This is a genomic window from Winogradskya consettensis, assembly GCF_018332715.1.
Classification (GTDB): Bacteria; Actinomycetota; Actinomycetes; order Mycobacteriales; family Micromonosporaceae; genus Actinoplanes; species Actinoplanes consettensis.
Map to the genome: position 1 here is coordinate 179,425 of NZ_BOQP01000008.1, position 19,010 is coordinate 198,434.

Here is a 19,010-nt window from a genome sequence, read left to right on the forward strand (position 1 = left end):
CCGACCCTAGCGACTTGGAAACAATTTCGTAAATCTCAGCACTTGATCATGCTCTGATCAGCGCTTAGGCTCTCAGAAACTGTTTCCCGAAGGGTCGTCATGGTGCTGTTCGGTGCCGCTTACTACCACGAGTACCAGCCGTCGCCGCGCCTGGACGAGGACTTCGCGCTGATGCGGGCGGCCGGGTTCACGGTCATCCGGGTCGGCGAATCGGTCTGGTCCACGTGGGAGCCCGAGGACGACGTCTACGACCTCGAATGGATCACCCCCGTTCTCGACGCCGCGCGGGAGCACGGCATCGGCGTCATCCTCGGCACCCCGACGTACGCGGTCCCGCCCTGGCTGCAGCGCCGCTACCCGGAGATCAACGGTGACGTCGCGACCGGTCGTCCGTTCGGCTGGGGTGCCCGCCAGGAGGCCGACATCACCCACGCGGCCTTCCGCTTCCACGCCGAGCGGGTCGTGCGGCGCATCCTCGAACGGCATGCCACGCACCCGGCGATCATCGGGTTCCAGGTCGACAACGAGCCCGGCAACGTCGTGCTGTTCAACCACGGCGTCTTCGAGCGCTTCCGCGACCGGCTGCGGCACCGCTACGGCAGCGTCGACGAACTGAACCGCGAGTGGGGCCTGACGTACTGGTCGCACAAGCTCAGCGACTGGAGCGACCTGTGGCGCCCCGACGCCAACTCGCTGCCGCAGTACGAGCTGGCCTGGCGGCTGTTCCAGGCGGACCTGACCACCGAGTACATGGCGTGGCAGACCGACATCGTCAACGAGTACGCGGGGGAGCGGTTCGTCACGACCTGCATCTCCTACACCCGCCCGACGATGCGCGACGACGCCGTGGGACAGCTGTTCCCGGTCACCGCGGGCAACCCGTACTTCAAGGCGCAGGACGCGCTCGCGCTGCCCGACACCGAGGTCAAGCCCCAGACCTGGTGGACGCAGGGGACCTGGGCGCTCTATCAGAGCGCCGATTGGATGTACGGCACCAAGCACGCCCCGTTCCTGGTGACCGAGACCGGCGCCCAGTCGATCGGCGGCCCGGAGATGAACCAGCCCGCGTGGCCGGGGCAGCGCCGCCAGAGCGTGTGGGCGCTCATCTCCCGTGGCGCGCGGATGATCGAGTACTGGCACTGGCACACCCTGCACTTCGGGCCCGAGACGTACTGGGGTGGCGTGCTGCCGCACAGTCAGCGCCCGGGGCGTACCTATCGGGAGATCGCGGAGATCGGTGCCGAGCTGAAAGCGCTGGGCGACCGGATCACAGGCCTACGCCCGGACGCGCAGGTCGGTATCCTCTACGACCACGCGAGCAAGTGGAGCATGGGTGCTTCGGGTTTCCTGCCCGGCGGCGACGGCACGCCGGTCGAGGACTCCTACTCGCCCGCGGTCGAGGCGTTCACCCGTGGTGCCTTCGACGCCGGGCTGCAGAGCCGCGTTTACCACGCCAGTGCGCTTACCAGCCACAACCCGGCTTCCGTGGCCGCCGAGCTGCCGGTGTTCGTCGCGGCCGGCTACTACGTGGCCGATGACGCGGTCCTGGAATGGCTGCTCGCCTATGCCGCGGCGGGCGGCCACCTGATCATCGGACCCAGGACGGGGTACGCCGACACCGAGGCCCGGGCCCGCACCGAGGTGGCACCGGGCGGCGGCCTCAGCGACGCGGCCGGCGCGTTCTACGACGAGTACTCCAACCTCGATTCCCCGCTCCCGGTCCGCGCCACCCCGGGTTCACCGCTGGACCTTCCGCCCGGCGCCGCCGCTCTGCAGTGGATCGAGAACTACCAGGCGACCACGGGTACGGTGCTGGCCTCCTACGATCACCCCTTCCACGGCGGGTACGCCGCCGTGACGACCCGCGACCACGGCGCCGGCCGGGTCATCACCGCCGGCCTGATCCCCAGCCCCCAGCTCGGCGCGGCCCTGCTCGGCTGGGCCGCCGGGGCTCCGCAGTGGCAGACCCCGCCCGGCGTCCGGGTGCACTCCGCGGTCAACGCGCGCGGCGAGCGGCTCTGGGTCGTGCAGAACTGGTCCTGGGAGCCGGCGTCGGTGATAGTGCCCCTGACCGGCGAGAACCTGCACACCGGAGACCGGGTCGAGTCGGGCGGCACCCTCGAACTCGGCTCCTGGGATGTCAAGGTGCTGGTCACCGCCACCTGACCGGTCCACCTGGGTAAGGTGACCGGCGTGACCGCCCGCCCCCTCAAACGCCCGCCCGTGCTCGCCGATGTCGCGCGCGCGGCAGGTGTCTCGGTCCCCACGGTCTCCCGGGTGCTCAGCGGAGTTACCCGGGTCAGCGACGACAAGCGCGTCCAGGTGATGCGCGCCATCGAGGAGCTCGGCTACCACCCCAACGCGGCCGCCCGGGCCCTCGTCACCGGGCAGCGCTCGATAATCGGCGTCCTCACCGGCGACACCACCCGCTACGGGTACGCGAGCACGATCCAGGGCATCGAGGAGGCGGCCCGGTCCGCCGGCCTCGTCGTCGCGATCACCGTGGTCGGTGCCGCCGACGAGGATGCGGTCCGGGCCGCTGTCGGCCTGGCACTGGGGCAGCCCCTCGCAGGGGTCATCGTGCTCGAGTTCGACATCCAGGGCAGCCGCGCGCTGGCCGCCCTGCCCGACACCGTCGCCGTGGCCGCGGTGTCCTCGACGGCGGGCAACGGCCGCATCCCGCGCGCGCTCTTCGACGACCACCAGGGCGGCTGGGACGCCACGAACTACCTCCTCGGCCTCGGCCACCGCACGGTCCATCACGTCGCCGTCCCCGGCTCGGGCCGCCCCAGCGGCCGCATGCTCGGCTGGCGGGAGGCCCTGAAGGCAGCGGGCGCCCCGGTGCCCCGCCCCCTGGAAACCGACTGGACCGCCCGCTCCGGCTACGACGCCGCCCTGAGACTGGCCAAGCGCGACGACGTCACCGCCGTCCTGTGCGGCAACGACGAGGTGGCGTTCGGCGTGATCAAAGGCCTGCAGGACGCCGGGTTGCGCGTGCCCGACGACATCAGCGTCGCCGGCTTCGACGACCATCCCCTCGCCCAGCTCTGGACCCCGGCCCTGACCACGATGGCGCAGGACTTCGCGGAGCTGGGCCGCAGCGCGGTCGGCTTCCTCCTGGGCCGTCTCACCGGCGACCAGTTCGAGGCCCCGAGCGCCAACCTGCACCTCGTCGTCCGGGACAGCACCGCCCCGCCCCGCCCCGCAGCGGCCTCCTGACGGACAGCCTCGCGCTCATGACCGACGGCGACTGGAGGGACGGCGGCTTCCGGCAGCGCCGGCCCTCCGCGGAGACTCTGGCCTGGGTCGCGGCGTCGCTGGGCCGGGGCAGCCGCATCGTCGGCTCCCGCCGGATGACCGGTGGCGTCAGCTCCGCGGTGACTCGGCTGACCGTCGAACGAGGTGGCACACGAACGTCCGTCGTACTACGGCAGTACCCCGGCGGCCTGGGCCTGCGGGGGAGCCTGGAGAAGGAGATCGCCAACCTCGGTGTCGTGGCGGGAAGCGGGCTCCCGGTTCCGGGCATCCTGGCTGCCGATGCCGCCGGTGCCTCGACAGGGGGCGCGCCATCGTTACTGATGACCCGGTTGCCGGGGCAGGTTCACCTCAACCCCGCGGAACCTCGATCATGGTTGACGAGGATCGCGGAGATCGCCGTGTTACTGCACTCCCTCGATCTCCCCGCGACGACGTTCAGACCCTGGACGCATTCCTGGATCGCTCCCCGGGACGGGTTCCAAGTGCCGGCCGGCGCCCAGAAACCGGCCGTGTGGCAGGCGGCATTCGCTGCCATGGCGGCGCCCCCGCCGAAAGACACCGCGGTCTTTCTGCACTGCGATCTCCTGCCCGTCAACCTGCTCTGGTCACGCGGGAGGATCACCGGACTGACCGACTGGAACTCCATCCACCGGGGGCCACGCGCGATCGACGTCGGGCACTGCCGTCGATACCTGGCGGCGCTCTACTCATCCGAGTGGTCGGAGCAACTCCGCTCACTCTACGAGTCGATCGCCGGCGTGACCCTCGATCCCTGGTGGGACCTGTACGCCCTGCTGCACTACGACGACAGCGCACCGAAGTGGATCCGCGCCCAGGTCGCCGGGCGCCGCCCCGTCGACGTGCCCGGCATGACCTCCCGGGTCGAGGTCGCCGTCGAAACAGCACTACGGCGCCTCGGCTAGCTCAGTCCGGGTGGATCACCCTTGCCGCAGTCCATGCCAAGAGGCTGAAAGTTGCGCTGGACGCCCGGATACGAGAACTTTCTGCGGTGGGGCTCCTCAAAACCGGCCAATCGCGTCTGACGTGAAGAACGTACGTTTTCCAGCCAGACGTGATTGGCCCACGCTTGACACCTGACGCCGCAGCAGGTTGCGGCACAGCCGGTTTCGGCGCAACTTCGTGCCCGTGGCCAGCTCCTGCCACCCTCGCCGCCTACTGCGAACTGATCAAAGACTCAGGACACTAGCCGAGCGAGATCTGCGAGGAGCGCGACGGGACGGCGTCGAGGGCCGCCAGGGTTTCCGCGTCGAACGTGATTGCGCCGGCGGCGATGTTCGCGTCGAGGTGGTCGAGGTCGGCGGTGCCCGGGATCAGGTGGACGTTCGGGGCGTGGTGCAGCAGCCAGGCGAGGCCGATCTGGGCCGGTGTGACGCCGAGGCGGGCTGCGGTCTGCAGCACGACCGGTTCGTCGGTGACCTTGGGCATGCCGGGGAAGGCGCCGCCGAGGGGGAAGAACGGGACCCAGGCGATGTTCTCGGCGGTGCAGAGCTCGAGCAGCTTCTCGTCGTCGCGGGCCACGAGGCTGTAGGCGTTCTGGACGCAGGCGATCGCGGCAGGGAGGGCGCGCTGCAGGACGTCGAGGGTGACGCCGCTGAGGCCGATGGCGCCGATTTTGCCCTCGTCGCGCAGGGCGGTCATCACCGCGAGCTGGTCGTCGAGGTCGACGAGCTGGTCACCGGTGGCCCTGACGCCGGGGCCGCCGTCGGTGCGGCGCAGGTTGACCAGCGGGATCGTGTCGGTGCCGAGGCTGCGGAGGTTGGCCTCGACGCTGGCCCGCAGTTGCTCGGGGCGCTGGGCGAGTTTCAGCGGGACCGGGCCGTCCGGGTCGGGGTCGGCGCCGACCTTGCTGACGACGATCACGTTGTCGCCGTCGCGCAGGGTTCGGCGGATCACGTCGTTGGCGTAGCCGAAGCCGTAGAACTCGGCGGTGTCGACGTGGTTGACGCCGAGGTCGATCGCGTAACGCAGCACGGCGATCGACCGGTCCTTGTCGGCGAGGCGGGGCAGCTGCATCGCGCCGAATCCGACTCGGGCAGCGGGGTGGCCCGCGAGGGGTGCGGTGCCGCCGGGGGAGGCGTTCATTGTGGACTCACTCTCAGGTCGAGGGCTCTGCTGAGGATCTCGGATTGGAACTGGGCCACCAGGGGGCCGACCATATGGACGGCGCGTTCCTGGGCGGCCGTCCGGGTGGTGTCCTGGGTCTTGATCAGCCAGGTGGTGGCGTAGTCCTGGAGCAGGGCACACAGGCCGTCGAACATTGCGGCCAGGACGGCCCGCACACCCGGGTCGACGGTCGCCGCGGCCCAGGTCTGCACCGCCACGCGGGCCTTCTCGGGGCTCATCAGGGCGACCAGGCGGGCCGGCAGCTCGTCGGGGTGCGGCGGGGGATCCTGCGCGGCCCACTCCTGCAGGACGGTGCTCTTGCGGTCGAGCACCTGGCCGGTCACCGCGGTGACCAGGTCGGCCTTGTTGCGGTAGTGGGCGTAGATGGAGCCGGCGGAGAGCCCTGACTCGGCCACGATGTCCGCGATCGAGGTGCGGTCGAGGCCGTTGCGGGCGAAGCACCGCATGGCGGCGTCGGCGATCTGGTCGCGCCGCATGTCGCGCCGGGCCTCGGTGAGCCTGGGCATGACCCTCCTCGAGCCAACAAACGTAATAGCCATTCTCGTTGTGACTCTACAACAAGAACGAACGTTACGTTTGTGACCGCCAGTGGCGGCCCTGAGGAGGTGGGGGTCACAAGAGAGGCGACGCAGGTCACGGGGTGGCGTGATGAAAACGTTATCGGGCGACTTCCGGAAAAACTCTTGTAACAAAGTCTGATAAACGTTTTCATGGGCCTGTAGGCACGCTGACCTGCCTCTCGGTCGAAGGGTTGTCATGACGAGCACGTTCATTCACTGGTCTCCCGGCGCACTGAGCCTGGTCGTGGAGACCCCCGCGGACGCCCCGGCCCGGATCGCGGCGCTGGGCACCGCGGCGGCCGGCCCCGATCCGCAGCACCGGCTCCAGCCACTCGTGGAGGTGCTGACCCTGGGGGAGGGCCACTCGCTCTCCAACCTGCGGTTCAGCAACACCGCCGTCGGCAACCGGTTGCGCTACACCGGTTCCGACCGGACCGACGGTGAGCTGCGGATCCGCCAGCGCGACCCGCAGACCGGCATCGAGGTGACCTCGGTGTTCCAGGCCGAGGCGGCGATCGCGGCGTTCCGCACCTGGACCGAGGTCGAGAACACCGGCACCGCACCGCGGATCCTGCAGATGGTCTCCTCGTTCGCCGCCGAGAGCCCTGCCGAGAGCCCTGCCGAGAGCCCCGCCGAGACCGGCGATGATCCGGCCGACATGGTGCTGATGCGGGCCCGGGCCGACTGGTGCGCCGAGGGCCGCTGGGTCACGATCCCGCTGCGCGGCGCCGACGGGCTCGCCGACATCAACAGCGTGCTGCACGGCCACGACGGGCGGGGCTCGCACGTCACGGCGGTCAAGAGCACCTGGTCGTCGGGGGAGTTCGTGCCGGTGGGGGTGCTGGCCGATACGCGTACGGGCAGAGCCTGGGCCTGGCAGATAGAGCACAACGGCGCGTGGCGCTGGGAGGTCGACGGCCGCCGGGACGCGCCGGACGCATACGCGCTGATCGTCACCGGCCCCACCGACGGCGACCACCAGTGGGCCACCCGCCTGGCCCCCGGCGAGCGTTTCGTCAGCGTCCCCGTCTCGGTGGCGGTCTCCGACGAGGGCTACCAGGGCGCGATCGCGGCCCTGACCCACCAGCGCCGGGCGAGCAGGCGGCCGCACGCCGCCGATGCGGGCCTGCCGCTGATCTTCAACGACTACATGAACACGCTGATGGGCGATCCGACCACGGAACGCCTGCTGCCCCTGATCGACGCCGCCGCGGCGATCGGCGCGGAGTACTTCTGCATCGACGCCGGCTGGTACGACGACGGCGGGCACTGGTGGGACAGCGTCGGCGAGTGGGAGCCGTCGACCGGCCGGTTCCCCGACGGCGGTCTGCGCAAGGTCCTCGACCACATCCGGGCCGCGGGCATGCAGCCCGGCCTGTGGCTCGAGCCCGAGGTGGTCGGCGTCCGCAGCCCGATCGCGGACAAGCTGCCCGCGGAGGCGTTTCTCAGCCGCCACGGCGAACGGGTCGTCGAGCATTCCCGCTATCTGCTCGACCTGCGGCACCCGGCGGCCCGCGCGCACCTCGACGAGGTGGTGGACCGGCTGGTCAACGACTACGGCGCGCGCTACTTCAAGCTCGACTACAACGTGACCCCCGGGCCCGGCACCGACCGCGACGCGCTGCAGCCCGGCGAGGGCCTGCTCGACCACAACCGGGCGCACCTCGAGTGGCTCGACGGCGTGCTCGACCGGCACCCCGACGTGATCTTCGAGAACTGCGCGTCCGGTGCCATGCGGGCCGACTACGCGCTGCTGTCGCGGTTGCAGCTGCAGTCGACCTCGGATCAGCAGGACTTCCGGCTGTACGCGGCGATCGCGGCGGCGGCGCCCGCGACGATGCTGCCCGAGCAGGCCGGTAACTGGGCCTATCCCGAGGCGGGCCAGTCCGACGAGGAGATCGCGTTCACGATGGTGAACGGGCTGGCCGGGCGGCTCTACCTCTCCGGCTACCTGAACCAGATGGGCGAGCGCGAGGTGTCCCTGATCCGCGACGCGGTGCGGGTGCACCAGCGGATCCGCGGCGACGTCGCCCGCTCGGTGCCGTTCTGGCCGGTCGGGCTGCCCGAATGGGAGGACGACCTGGTGGTGCTGGGTCTGCGTACCCCGGAGTGCACCTACCTGGCCGTGTGGTGGCGCGGCGATGCCCCCACGGTGAAGACCCTCGACCTCACCCACGAAAAAGGCGGCGCGCTCGTTGTGCGTACCGAATATCCCGAGAGTTTGACCGACTGGGACCCGCAGTGGGACGCCCAGGCCGGACGTCTGACGTTTTCCCCGGGGGCCGGACCGGCCGCCCGTCTGTTCCGCCTCGACCCGATCTCGGACTTGGAGAACCAGCTATGAGTGCATCACGTCTTTACCGGGCCGCGATCGCGGCCGCGGGCGTCGCCGCGCTGCTGGCCGGCTGCTCGGCGGGCAACCCGGAGACCCCCAGCGGCTCGGACGCCGCCGTCACCTGGCCCGACCCGACGGCGAGCCTGTCCGGCGTGACCCTGACCTACTGGACCGCCACGCAGACCGCGACCATGGCCGACTCCGTGATCAAGGCCTTCGAGGAGAAGACCGGGGCGAAGATCAACAAGGTCATCATCCCGGATGTGTACGAGACCAACGCGCCGACCAAGCTCGCCACCGGCGCCAAGCCCGACCTGGCCACGTGGCAGCCGACCGGGAGTGAGCTGGCCCTGCTCAAGCCCGCGACCGGCCTTCAGGTGCTCGACGGCGCCCCCTGGCTGGCGCAGCAGACACCGGCGGTGCAGCAGCTCGGCCTGGTCGACGGCAAGCACTACGCCGCGTTCGTCAACGTGCCCTCCACGCTCGGCATCTTCTACAACAAGGAGGCCTTCGCCAAGGCCGGCATCACGGCCGACCCGAAGAACTTCCAGGAGCTGCTCACCGATGCCGGCAAGATCAAGGCGACGGGTACGGCACCCTTCTTCGGCGCCGCCGGTGACCAGTGGCCGACCCAGTGGTGGCCGCAGGTGCTGCTCGCCGAGCAGTCCAAGGCCGGCCTGTGGGACAAGGTGAACAGCAACAAGGAGAAGTTCACCGACCCGACGATCCTCGACGCGATCACCACGTTCAAGAAGATGAACGACGACGGCCTGTTCAACGCCGACAACAAGACCTCGAAGTACACCGAGTCCGGCCCGGCGCTGCTCAGCGGCAAGGCCGCCATGGTGCTGCAGCTGACCTCCTTCACGTCGCTGCTGCAGTCGACCGCCGACACGGCCACGATCAACAGCAAGATCGGCTGGTTCCCGATCTCCAAGGACGGCACCACCGCCACCGTGGTGCCCGGCGGCGACAACGCGCTGGTCGCGATGAAGACCGGCGACGCGAAGCGCGAGGCCGCGGCCCGCCAGTTCCTCGAGTTCTGGCTGCAGACCGGCTACGCCGACTACATCAAGCAGGCCAACGCCGTCTCGATCGAGCCGTCCGTGGAGAGCCCCGCCACCGTGCCCGACGTCGCCAAGGCCGCCTCGGCCGCCCTGGACGGCGCCGCCGGGTCGATGCAGCAGAACGCCGCTGTCAACCCCGACTTCTATGTCAACCTGGCGAACATGGTCAACGGCACGATGACCCCGCAGCAGGTCGCCTCCACCACCCAGGCGCAGTTCGCCCAGCTGGCCCAGGCCCTCGGGGTCGAAGGGTTCTGACAATGACAGCCACCACCTCCGCCGCGCCGGTGTCCGCACCGGCGCGGCGCGAGCCGGAGCGCAAGGTGCGCCACTCGCGGGCCGCGGGGCTCTACCCCACGTGGTTCCTGGCCCCCGCCTTCGCCATCCTGCTCGTCTTCTTCTTCGTCCCGACCCTGTTCAACTTCATCTACGCGTTCACGAACTGGTCGGCGTTCCACAACGACATCGCGGGCGTGGGCCTCGCCAACTTCCGCGCCGTCCTGAGCAACGGCGCGCTGGTGTCCTCGCTCGGGATCACCGTCGTGTACGCCGTCCTCGTCGCCATCATGCAGAACGGCTTCGGTCTCGGCCTGGCCCTGCTGCTCGAACGCGACACCCGGCTCAACCGGTTCGCCCGGGTCATCGTCTTCCTGCCCGTGCTGATGTCCGCGCTCGCCGTCGGCTACATCTTCCAGGCCCTGCTCAAGCCGGACGGCGCCCTCAACGGCCTGCTCGGCGGGATCAGCGGGCATCCGGTGACGATCCCGTGGCTCGGCAGCACGACCTGGACCATCGTCGTGGTCGCGTTCGTCAACTCCTGGAAGTGGATGGGGCTGGCGATGGTCATCTACCTGGCCGGCCTCAAGACCATCTCCGAGGACGTCCTGGAGGCGGCCCGCATCGACGGCGCCGGGGTGTGGAAGACGTTCCGCGACATCCGCTTCCCGCTGCTGGCCCCCGCGATCACGTTCAACGTGGCGACGGCGCTGCTCGGCTCGTTCAACGGCTTCGACACGATCCTGTCCACCACCGGTGGTGGACCGGCGCAGAAGACCGAGGTCCTCGACATCTACATCTTCAAGGTCTACGGCAACGGCCTGTTCGCCCAGGCCACCACGATGAGCCTGGTGTTGTTCCTGGTGGTCACCGTGCTGGCCTTCCCGGTCATCGGCTACCTGCGCAAGAGGGAGCGTGTGCTGTGAACGGCTCCGCGTTGTGGAAGCGCGTACTCCAGCCGGCCGTGGTGGTGATCCTGCTGGTCGTCGTGATCGGCATCCCGCTCTACCTGGCGCTGGTCACCTCGGCGAAGTCGCAGGGCGAGGCGAACATCCCCGACCTGTCGCTGCCGTCGTCGTGGCACCTCGCCGACAACTACTCCAAGGCGTTCACGCAGGGCGACGTGCCGTGGGCGCTGTTCGGGAGCCTGCTGGTGATGGTGCCGGCGGTCGTGGGCGTGCTCGTCTTCGGATCGCTCGCCTCATGGGTGCTGGCGCGCCGCTCCGGGCGTACGGTGTCAATTCTGTACTCGGCCGCGATCAGCGGCATCATCCTGCCGCCCGCGGTGGTGACCATCGTCCTGCTGCTGCGTCAGCTCGGCCTGGCCAGCACCCCGTTCGGCATGATGTGCGTCTACATGGGCATGTACATGTCGCTGGTCATCTTCTTCATCACCGGCTTCATCCGCACGATCCCCCTGGAGCTCGAGGAAGCGGCCCGCATCGACGGCGCCAAACCTCTGATGATCTTCGTACGCGTGATCCTGCCGCTGCTGCGTCCCGTGATCGCCACCGCCACGATCCTGATCTGCCTCTACATCTGGAACGACGTCTTCTACTCGTTCTTCGTCCTCGGCGGCGGAAGCGTCACCACGCTGCCCCTCAACCTGTACTCGGTGGCCAGCAGCAACCTCTACCAGAACAACTGGAACCTCGTCTTCGCCTACGTGGTCCTGATGAGCCTGCCGCTGGTCGTCATCTTCACGTTCGCCCAGCGCCGCATCATCTCCGGCATCACCGGCGGCGCCGTCAAGTAGCTCCCGTTGTGGAAACCCGCAGGTCCGGTCGGTGCACCTCGGCACAATGGACAGGTGGAAACCTTCGACGTCGTCATCGTGGGCAGCGGTCACAACGCCCTTGTCACCGCCGCGTATCTGACCCGGGCCGGTCGCTCGGTGCTCGTGCTGGAACGCAACGACCGGCCCGGTGGCCTGGTCCGCACCGAGGAGCTGACGGTGCCGGGCTTCCACCACGACGTCTACTCCAGTGCGCACCCGTTGCTGCTCGCCGGCCCGGTCTACGCGGATCTCGGGCCGCAGCTCGAGGCGCGGGGCCTGACCTATGTGAACACCGACCTGCCGAGCGGGGTGTCGTTCCCCGACGGGCGGACCGCCGTCGTGCACCGCGACATGGACGCGATGGTGAACGAGGCCGACCGGCTCGCACCCGGTGACGGTACGGTGTTCGCGGACATGCTGACGTCGTTCGCTCCGTACGCCGGGGACCTGTTCGGGCTCTTCCAGCAGGACCTGACCGCCCCGGGCGCCGCCGACACCGTGCGCCGGTTGTTCGGCGGGATGACGCCGTTGACGGGTCTGCTGTTCGACTCCGCGCGTACCGTCGTCGGTCGTTTCCGGTCCCCGGAACTGCGCGCCATGCTCGCGCACTGGGTGATGCACATGGGCCGCACCCCCGACGCCGCCGACAGCGGCCTCTGGGTCATCCTCATGACCCAGGCGATGATGATGGCCGGCATGCCCATCCCGGTCGGCGGCAGCCAGGCCCTCACCGACGCGCTCGCCCGGATCGTCACCGACGGCGGCGGCCGGATCGAGACCGGCGCCGAGGTCACCCGGATCCACGTCACCGGCGGGCGGGCCACGGCCGTCGAGACCGCGGCGGGGGAGCGCTACACCGCCCGGCAGGCAGTCGTCGCGGGAACCGGCCCGGACCAGCTCTACCTGCACCTGCTCGACCCCGCCGACGTCCCGGCGTCGCTGCGCACCCAGGCCACCGGCTACCGTTACGGCCGCGGGTGCGTCCAGATCCAGTTCGCACTCAGTACGCCGCCAGCGTGGCCCGACAGCCGCTTCGCCACGATCGGCCAGCCGCACCTCACGAACGGCCTCGACGCGACCACCGTCGCCGTCGCCCAGGCCACCGCCGGCCTGCTCCCCGCCGACCCGACGTTCACCGTCGACTGCCCGACCGCCCTCGACCCGAGCCGCGCACCCCAGGGCCGGGCCATCCTGCGCGCCCAGCTCCTGGAGATGCCGATCCGGCCCACCGGCGACGCCCTGGGCACCATCGACGTCGGCGACGGCACCTGGAGCAAGGACCTCACCGAACGCGTCGTCGAACGCACCCTCGACACCATCGACAAGCACATCCCCGGCGTACGCGGCACCGTGCTCGCCCACGCCACGGTCACGCCCGACGACCTGGCGGGCTTCAACCCCAACTGCGGCCCGGGCGATCCGTACGGCGGCGCCAACGACCTCGCCCAGAGCTACCTCCTGCGCCCGCTGCCGGGCCACGCCTCCCACCGCAGCCCCATCGACGGGCTGTTCATGGTGGGCGCGGCCACGTGGCCCGGCCACGGCATCAGCGGAGCCTCGGGCTACATCGTCGCCCAGCAACTCCTCGCTGATCGGTGACTACGCGCTGAACCGGGTCCGGCGGCGTCGTGCCAGGACGAAACCGGCGAGTCCGGCGATCACCAGCAGCACCCCGGCTCCCGCGACGACCACGGTGCGGGAGCCGGTGATCGGCAGACTCCCACCGGCCTCCCCGTCATCGCCACCACCGCCCGGTGCCGGGGCCGGTGACGTCGTCGGGGAGCTGCTCGGCGGATCCGGGGTCGGAGGCCAGAAGAGCATCACAAAACCGGTCGATCTGCTCACGGTGCCGACGAGGTCCGCCGCCCCGCTCGTGAGCGTGAAGGCCGCCGCGGTGCCTTTCGTGGCGGTGGTGTTCTCGATGGCGTCTATGCCCGCCAGCTTCGCGATGCCGCCTTTGTCGTCCGCCCACTCCTTGCTCACCCAGTGGAAGCGCAGGTCCTTGCCGTAGTCGCCGACGAGGTACGGTGCGACTGTGGTGCCGATGGCGCCGTCGACCCGCAGCGTGGCTCCGGGAGCCAGATCGGTGTCGAACGAGCACCACGCGGAGTCCGGCTTCTCCTCCAGCGTGAACCAGCAGTTGTCGCCGAGCCGGATGAACTTCAGCCCGTTGTCCGACAGCCGCACGTCGAGGACGAGCCCGTGCACGGTTTCGCTGCCGAGATTACGGACACCCAGCGTTCCCGGTAGCGGCTGGCCCGGGCCGACGTTGTAGGACCACCGGGGGTTGTCGTTCTGGGACTTCTTCTCGTGCATCGCGAGGAGCTCCGCGCTGTCCGGCCCGGACGGCGGGATCGGCGGCAGAGCCGTCGGCGTGGGGCCTGTGGCCGGCCCGACGCCGTTGTGGATGATGCCTTCGGAGATGGAGGAGCCGATCCGTGGTGAGCCGGGCTCCAGGACCAGGGTGCCCTGGTCGCCCCGGACGGCGTCGGCACCGGCGAGGGCTTCGAGTCCGCCCTTCGAGTCCGCCCATTCCTTGCTGGACCAGTCGAAGAACGTCGACTTGGTCCGGTGGGCCGGGTCCGGCTCGGGGACGGCCCCGTAGACCGGCCCCTTCAGCGCCAGCACCTGTCCCGCCGCGATCGTGTCGGCGAACTCGCACCAGGCCGAGCCGTCCGTGGTGAAGACGCAGTTGTCGTACTTCCGGGGGAACCGCAGGTTCTCATCCCTGAGGTTGATCTCGACGACGAGCCCCGGAATCGCCGTGGTGCCCCTGTTCCGCACCCCGATCACCGCCCGCGACACGTATCCGGCCCGCATCGAGGAGCCTTCGGGCTTCCCGCTCTCGACGGAGTATTCGGTTGCATCCTCCAGCGCGCCCTTGGCGGGCGCGGCATACGCCACGACGGGCACCGCGGCGACGGCAGCCGCGAGCGCAGCCAGCCCCGCCGCGGCACGATATATGAATCCGTTCTTCATTTTCTGTTCCCCCGGGATCGTTACGGTCGCAACACCTTACAGAACCCGGGTCCATCATGGAGTCCCGCTGCGCCGGCCCTGGTGATCGCGGCCGCCACGCTCTGCGCCACCCGATCCCGGCCGGAGCCACGGGCCCGCACCCTTTACGCTCGCACCATGGCCTATGACGAAGATCTCGCCCATCGGGTGCGGGCCCTGCTCGGCGGCGAGCGAGGTGTCGACGAGAAGCGCATGTTCGGCGGTCTCGCCATGCTGATCGGGGGCCGGATGGCCGTCGCCGTGCGCGGTGTCGGCGGCTTGATGGTCCGCGTCGACCCCGCCGAGCTCGACGGCTACTGCACCGAGCCCGGAGCCTCGCCCACCGTCATGCGCGACACCCCGATGAAGGGGTGGATCACCGTGACATCCGAGGCGTGCGAGGACGACGAGGCCCTGGCCCGCTGGGTGGGGCGCGGCACGGCGTACGTGCGAAGCCTTCGTGCTTGAAGCCATCACGGCAGCCACCGAGCGCCTACTGCGGACCGCGACGGCGTTCTCGGACGCGGACGTCCGGCAGCCGTCGCTGCTGCCCGGCCGGACCCGCGGGCATGTGCTGACCCACGTCGCCCGCAACGCCGACGGCGGCACCCGCCTGCTGACCTGGGCCCGGACGGGCGTCGAAACCCCGGAGTACCCCAGCATGGCGGCCCGCGCCGAGGAGATCGAAGCGGGCCACCATCGGCGACCTGCCCCCGGTGCCCTTCCTCTACTGAGATGGTCCGGGAGCCGTGCGGACGGAGAGCAGGGCGTCGATCATGTCGCGCAGGGGGCCGACCAGGTCTTCCTTGGTGGCCGAGGCGAGGGGTTCCAGGCCCTGCAGCCGCATCAGGAGCATGCCCGTGGTGGCGGCGAGGACGATGTTCGCCCGGAGCACCATCTGCGGGTCAACGTCGGGGTCGGCGCCGGTTGCGGCTGCCAGTTTGGCGCCGTAGCCGCGCAGGACGTCGAGCCGGATCTCGTCGGCTCGCACATCACCCGATGACCGGAGCAACAGCAGCAACATCGGGTCCGGGGTGCCGGTCCGGTCGGAGTCGCCGATCCGGGCGGCGATGGCCTCGGCGATGCGTTCCAGGGGGACATTGTCGGCGCGGCGCCGGAATTCGTCCGCGGCCAGCGTCAGGCACGCCGAGAACAGGCCCTCCTTCGACTCGAAATACCGGCTGACCAGGGCGATGTTGACGCCGGCGTCGTCGGCGATCTCGCGCAGTGTGGTGGCTGCGTAGCCGTTGTGGGCGAACCGCTGCCGCGCGGCGTCCAGCAGCAGCTGGCGGGTGCGGGCCGCGTTGCGCCGGCGGGGCTCGGTCATGGGGTGGCCGCCAGTTTCTTCAGCGCCTCGGCGGCGCCGGTGGTGAGGGGGTCGCCGTGGCCGGGCAGGATCGTGGTGACCGGCAGGGCTGACAGTTTGCGTACGGACAGCGCCGCCTGCCCGGGATCCGCGGTGTACTGAGGGTCCGCGCCGGCCAGCCCGTCCGTGGTGCGCAACGCGTCACCGGCCACGAGGGTGCCGGTGGACGGGTCGAACACGCTGATGTGCCCGGCGGTGTGTCCGGGCGTACCGATGATCTGCAGCCCGAAGACCTCGTCGCCGTCCTTGAGCCCGACCGGTGACTTCGCCGCCTTGATCCCGGCGACATCCGCGACCCCGGCGTAGAACACGGCGTTGACCTGCGGTTCCACCCCGGCCAGCCCGCCCGCGTGGTCGCCGTGGTTGTGGGTGAGGATGACGTGCTTGACCTCGCCCCAGCCGCTGCCGGCAGCCGTGAGCGCCGAGCCGATCGCGTCGGCCGAGCCCGCGGTGCCGAGGTCGACCACCGCCGCCTCGTTCCCGCGGATCAGCAGATAGGCCGACACGAAACTCAGGTTGACCCGCTGCCAGCCACCGGTGCCGCCGCTGCTGCTGCTGCTGCTGCTCGGTGCGGGCGCTGCGTTCTCCGGCTTCTCGGAGCAGCTGCCGAGCAACGCGACGCCCAGGACTCCGGAACCGGCGGTGAACAGGAGCCGACGGCGGGTGATCATGTCACCGAGTTTACGGCGTGCCGCGGGTTTTCCCCGCAACTGGCGGCCCGCCATCGCTGAACAGCGGCTGTATCGTGTGCCGCACGAGCGGGATGACAGATCGGGGTGACGACGGTGGCCCGACCTGTTCCGGCGCAGGTTCTCGACCCCGCCCGCCTCGCCGCGGTCCGCCGGACGGGGCTGCTCGACACCGGCGCCGAGGAGCCGTTCGACCGGCTCACCGGGCTGACCGCGACGCTGCTGGAGACCCCCTTCGCGTTCGTGACGCTGGTCGACGAGAGCCGCTCGTTCTGGAAGAGCTGCATCGGGATCACCGCCACCGACCCGGCGGACCGGCAGAACACCGTCGAGCAGTCCTTCTGCCAGTACGTCATCGGCGCCGCGGCCGAGGTCATCATCGAGGACGCCCGGACCGACGCGCGGACGTACGACAATCCGTCGATCGACCTGATGGGTGTGGTGGCCTGGGCCGGCTTCCCGGTCTTCTCCGCCGACGGTCACGTCCTGGGCAGCTTCTGCGCCGTCGACACCGTGCCCCGCAGGTGGACCGCCCACGACGTCGAGGTGCTGCGGACCATGTCCCGGGCCGCCGCCGGGGAGATCGCCCTGCGCACGGCGCTGGAGGACGCGCAGAGCGCCGCCGACCGGGCCGAACGGTCGGCGCAGAAGGCGAACGCGCTGGCCCGGACCCTGCAGGAGAGCCTGTTGCCGGTGACGCTGCCGGAGATCCCCGGTGTCCAGGTCGCCGCCCGCTACCGGCGCGGCGCCGGGGGCGACGAGGTGCTCGGCGACTTTTACGACGTCTTCGCCTCCACCGGGGACAGCTGGTCCGCGGTAGTCGGCGACGTGTGCGGCAAGGGGCCGTTGGCGGCACGGGCGACTGCCCTCGCCCGCTACACCCTGCGGGCGGCGGCTGCCCGCTGTGCGGTGCCGAGCCGCAATCTGGCCACCCTGAACACCGCGCTGCGGGAGTGGGTGACGGTCGACAAGCCGTACCTCACCGCGGTTTACGCGACCCTGCGCCCGCACCCGCGGGGCTTCAGCGTCCGGGTCAGCTGCGGCGGCCATGACGCGGCCCTGATCCGGCGCGCCGACGGCACGGTCCGTGCATTGGGGCGGCACGGCCTGATCCTGGGCTGGCTCGACAACCCGCCCCTGCGTGACCAGCGTACGGTCCTGCACCCGGGCGACAGCCTGCTGCTCTACACCGACGGCGTGACCGAGGCCCGCCGCCCGTACGACCAGGAGTTCTTCGGTATCGACCGGCTGTGTCACCTGCTCGCGCAGACCCCTGCCAGGGACGCGGAAACCCTGGCCACGGCCATCGAGACCGCGGTGGCCGGGCACAGCGACGGCCGCGCCGGCGACGACACGGCGATCCTGGTCCTGCACATCCCCGCCTGAGAGCCGGGTCTTTGCCCCGGAGCGATACCACCGCGGCGTCCCGTCCACCTTGAAGTCAGCGAGCATTGGACGTTCAGAGGACGGGGCGGGAAAATCTCTGTACTGGCTCGCAACCGGCGTCTGCATCGCGATCGGCCAGATCAGCACCGAGCTCTTCTCGATCCACTGGCTCGAATGGCTGCTCGACGGCGTCGGTGTCGTCCTGAATGCCGCGTCGATCGGTGACGGGTTCCGCGGCCTTGCCGGGCGCGTACCACGTTTGAAGTAGAAGGTTGACCGCGTTCGGATGACGCGCCGGGGCCTTCGAGGGTGCATGCTCGTTCACGTGCTCCAGCAATCGCAGAGAACGGTCGCGGTGGTCCGCATCGGAGCGGGCGGTGATTTGCGCGCCCTGCCGGCGGCGACGAGTGGGACCGCGCGGCACGTGGTCGTGGATCTCTCGTCCGTGCGTACGGTCGATGCCGAAGGCCTGGCCCTGCTGGTCCGCGTGCGGCAGAAGGTCCGGCAGGATCATGGTGGGTGGTTGTGCCTGGCCGCGCCGTCGCGCCTGGTCCTCACGGTGCTGCACACCATGCGGCTGGAACGCGCGTTCCCCACCTTCGCCGACACCCCGGCCGCGCTCGCCTGGCTGCGCAGGGACGGCGAGACCGAGGCACCCCCGCCCCTGTGGACCGGGCTAGCCGATGCTCAGCAGGAGCTGCCGGGTCGGGGGCTCGGTGAGCGCCGCGACGGTGATCGGGTCAAGGGTGACGTAGAAAGCTTCCTGCGCCCGGCGTAGGGCTCCGCGCAGCCGGCACCCGCTGCGCAACGGGCAGGGGGCGGCCGGGTCGCCGTCGCAGTCGACGACCTCCGTGGCGCCCTCGAAGTCGCGCACGATCGCGCCGATCGACGCCGCAGCGGCCGTGGGGGAGAGGCGAAGGCCCCCGTTACGCCCGCGGACGGTGTCGAGCAGCCCCAGGTGCTGCAGGCGCTGGACCACCTTGGCCAGGTGGTGCCGGGGCACGTCGAGCGATGCGGCCAGCCCGTCGATGGTGAGCAGGCCGTCGTGGGTCGCGCCCATCATCAGGATGCGCAGGCCGATGTCGGTGGAGCGGTTCAGTCGCACGGTTTTACCCTACGCGAAGAGGCATGTGATACTCCTGTTTCACTTCTGC

The 19,010-nt window shown here is 70.2% G+C and carries 17 protein-coding genes and 2 pseudogenes; 12 read left to right on the forward strand and 7 right to left on the reverse strand.

Features of this window, described 5'->3' with window-relative positions:
* The first annotated feature begins 99 nt into the window (after positions 1-99).
* The 3 genes from Aco04nite_RS09390 to Aco04nite_RS09400 are packed head-to-tail and all read left to right on the forward strand — an operon-like array spanning position 100 to position 4,181.
* Complete coding sequence (locus Aco04nite_RS09390) at positions 100-2,166, forward strand: beta-galactosidase (RefSeq protein ID WP_212996808.1); 2,067 nt, start codon at positions 100-102, stop codon at positions 2,164-2,166.
* A gap of 27 nt (positions 2,167-2,193) precedes the next feature.
* Positions 2,194-3,219: a LacI family DNA-binding transcriptional regulator gene (locus Aco04nite_RS09395; protein WP_244875842.1), complete on the forward strand. Its 1,026-nt coding sequence runs from the start codon at positions 2,194-2,196 to the stop codon at positions 3,217-3,219.
* A gap of 17 nt (positions 3,220-3,236) precedes the next feature.
* On the forward strand, positions 3,237-4,181 hold the full coding sequence (locus Aco04nite_RS09400; protein WP_212996809.1) for a phosphotransferase family protein: 945 nt from the start codon (positions 3,237-3,239) through the stop codon (positions 4,179-4,181).
* 280 nt (positions 4,182-4,461) lie between these two features.
* On the opposite strand, the gene Aco04nite_RS09405 is transcribed toward Aco04nite_RS09400, so the two are convergent.
* Together Aco04nite_RS09405 and Aco04nite_RS09410 are read right to left on the reverse strand one after the other, a co-directional pair.
* Entirely contained in the window at positions 4,462-5,361 is a 900-nt protein-coding gene (locus tag Aco04nite_RS09405) for an aldo/keto reductase (RefSeq protein ID WP_212996810.1), read from the reverse strand.
* Complete coding sequence (locus tag Aco04nite_RS09410) at positions 5,358-5,909, reverse strand: TetR/AcrR family transcriptional regulator (RefSeq protein ID WP_212996811.1); 552 nt, start codon at positions 5,907-5,909, stop codon at positions 5,358-5,360. The genes Aco04nite_RS09405 and Aco04nite_RS09410 overlap by 4 nt, the downstream gene beginning before the upstream one ends.
* Positions 5,910-6,159: 250 nt before the next feature.
* On the opposite strand from Aco04nite_RS09410, the gene Aco04nite_RS09415 reads away from it, so the two are divergent.
* The 5 genes from Aco04nite_RS09415 to Aco04nite_RS09435 are packed head-to-tail and all read left to right on the forward strand — an operon-like array spanning position 6,160 to position 13,017.
* On the forward strand, positions 6,160-8,307 hold the full coding sequence (locus tag Aco04nite_RS09415; protein WP_212996812.1) for a glycoside hydrolase family 36 protein: 2,148 nt from the start codon (positions 6,160-6,162) through the stop codon (positions 8,305-8,307).
* Entirely contained in the window at positions 8,304-9,623 is a 1,320-nt protein-coding gene (locus Aco04nite_RS09420) for an ABC transporter substrate-binding protein (protein ID WP_212996813.1), read from the forward strand. Before Aco04nite_RS09415 ends, Aco04nite_RS09420 begins: the two co-directional genes overlap by 4 nt.
* A gap of 2 nt (positions 9,624-9,625) precedes the next feature.
* Positions 9,626-10,567 (forward strand): carbohydrate ABC transporter permease, encoded by a 942-nt coding sequence (locus tag Aco04nite_RS09425; RefSeq protein WP_203840470.1) that lies wholly within the window; start codon positions 9,626-9,628, stop codon positions 10,565-10,567.
* Positions 10,564-11,397: a carbohydrate ABC transporter permease gene (locus tag Aco04nite_RS09430; protein ID WP_212996814.1), complete on the forward strand. Its 834-nt coding sequence runs from the start codon at positions 10,564-10,566 to the stop codon at positions 11,395-11,397. Before Aco04nite_RS09425 ends, Aco04nite_RS09430 begins: the two co-directional genes overlap by 4 nt.
* A 54-nt stretch (positions 11,398-11,451) precedes the next feature.
* The gene (locus Aco04nite_RS09435; protein WP_212996815.1) at positions 11,452-13,017 is read left to right on the forward strand and encodes a phytoene desaturase family protein; all 1,566 of its coding nucleotides are present in this window, start codon (positions 11,452-11,454) and stop codon (positions 13,015-13,017) included.
* Here the strand turns inward: Aco04nite_RS09435 and Aco04nite_RS09440 are convergent, their stop codons facing one another.
* Positions 13,018-14,397 carry an LPXTG cell wall anchor domain-containing protein gene (locus tag Aco04nite_RS09440; RefSeq protein WP_212996816.1) on the reverse strand — a complete coding sequence of 460 codons (1,380 nt, stop codon included), beginning with the start codon at positions 14,395-14,397 and terminating at the stop codon, positions 13,018-13,020.
* Between the two features lie 156 nt (positions 14,398-14,553).
* Here Aco04nite_RS09440 and Aco04nite_RS09445 point away from each other — a divergent pair, with 156 nt between their 5' ends.
* A complete protein-coding gene (locus Aco04nite_RS09445; RefSeq protein ID WP_212996817.1) occupies positions 14,554-14,883 on the forward strand; it encodes a TfoX/Sxy family protein in 330 nt (109 codons plus the stop codon).
* Positions 14,876-15,112, forward strand: a pseudogene (locus Aco04nite_RS09450) (maleylpyruvate isomerase N-terminal domain-containing protein); the annotation flags it as partial. The gene Aco04nite_RS09445 and the pseudogene Aco04nite_RS09450, both read left to right, overlap by 8 nt.
* Positions 15,113-15,142: 30 nt before the next feature.
* Here Aco04nite_RS09450 and Aco04nite_RS09455 read toward each other — a convergent pair.
* The gene (locus tag Aco04nite_RS09455) at positions 15,143-15,742 is read right to left on the reverse strand and encodes a TetR/AcrR family transcriptional regulator (RefSeq protein ID WP_212996818.1); all 600 of its coding nucleotides are present in this window, start codon (positions 15,740-15,742) and stop codon (positions 15,143-15,145) included.
* Entirely contained in the window at positions 15,739-16,452 is a 714-nt protein-coding gene (locus Aco04nite_RS09460; RefSeq protein ID WP_212996819.1) for an MBL fold metallo-hydrolase, read from the reverse strand. Before Aco04nite_RS09460 ends, Aco04nite_RS09455 begins: the two co-directional genes overlap by 4 nt.
* 114 nt (positions 16,453-16,566) lie before the next feature.
* Between Aco04nite_RS09460 and Aco04nite_RS09465 the strand changes: the two genes are divergently transcribed.
* Positions 16,567-17,856, forward strand: coding sequence for a PP2C family protein-serine/threonine phosphatase (locus Aco04nite_RS09465; RefSeq protein ID WP_212996820.1), 1,290 nt, complete (start codon positions 16,567-16,569; stop codon positions 17,854-17,856).
* Positions 17,857-17,929: 73 nt separating this feature from the next.
* On the opposite strand, the gene Aco04nite_RS48690 is transcribed toward Aco04nite_RS09465, so the two are convergent.
* Complete coding sequence (locus Aco04nite_RS48690) at positions 17,930-18,181, reverse strand: hypothetical protein (protein WP_244875843.1); 252 nt, start codon at positions 18,179-18,181, stop codon at positions 17,930-17,932.
* Between the two features lie 63 nt (positions 18,182-18,244).
* Between Aco04nite_RS48690 and Aco04nite_RS48695 the strand changes: the two are divergent.
* Positions 18,245-18,469 (forward strand): annotated as a pseudogene (locus tag Aco04nite_RS48695) (STAS domain-containing protein); the annotation flags it as partial.
* Between the two features lie 63 nt (positions 18,470-18,532).
* On the opposite strand, the gene Aco04nite_RS09480 reads toward Aco04nite_RS48695, so the two are convergent.
* Positions 18,533-18,961 carry an RrF2 family transcriptional regulator gene (locus Aco04nite_RS09480; RefSeq protein ID WP_212996823.1) on the reverse strand — a complete coding sequence of 143 codons (429 nt, stop codon included), beginning with the start codon at positions 18,959-18,961 and terminating at the stop codon, positions 18,533-18,535.
* Between the last annotated feature and the right edge of the window lie 49 nt (positions 18,962-19,010).

Coding starts and splice junctions, on each gene's coding strand:
- Aco04nite_RS09400 (WP_212996809.1), top strand. CDS start 3,237: ATGACCGACGGCGACTGGAGGGACGGCGGCTTCCGGCAGCGCCGGCCC.
- Aco04nite_RS09390 (WP_212996808.1), top strand. CDS start 100: ATGGTGCTGTTCGGTGCCGCTTACTACCACGAGTACCAGCCGTCGCCG.
- Aco04nite_RS09440 (WP_212996816.1), bottom strand. CDS start 14,397: ATGAAGAACGGATTCATATATCGTGCCGCGGCGGGGCTGGCTGCGCTC.
- Aco04nite_RS09460 (WP_212996819.1), bottom strand. CDS start 16,452: ATGATCACCCGCCGTCGGCTCCTGTTCACCGCCGGTTCCGGAGTCCTG.
- Aco04nite_RS09420 (WP_212996813.1), top strand. CDS start 8,304: ATGAGTGCATCACGTCTTTACCGGGCCGCGATCGCGGCCGCGGGCGTC.
- Aco04nite_RS09425 (WP_203840470.1), top strand. CDS start 9,626: ATGACAGCCACCACCTCCGCCGCGCCGGTGTCCGCACCGGCGCGGCGC.
- Aco04nite_RS09405 (WP_212996810.1), bottom strand. CDS start 5,361: ATGAACGCCTCCCCCGGCGGCACCGCACCCCTCGCGGGCCACCCCGCT.
- Aco04nite_RS09415 (WP_212996812.1), top strand. CDS start 6,160: ATGACGAGCACGTTCATTCACTGGTCTCCCGGCGCACTGAGCCTGGTC.
- Aco04nite_RS09410 (WP_212996811.1), bottom strand. CDS start 5,909: ATGCCCAGGCTCACCGAGGCCCGGCGCGACATGCGGCGCGACCAGATC.
- Aco04nite_RS09455 (WP_212996818.1), bottom strand. CDS start 15,742: ATGACCGAGCCCCGCCGGCGCAACGCGGCCCGCACCCGCCAGCTGCTG.
- Aco04nite_RS09445 (WP_212996817.1), top strand. CDS start 14,554: ATGGCCTATGACGAAGATCTCGCCCATCGGGTGCGGGCCCTGCTCGGC.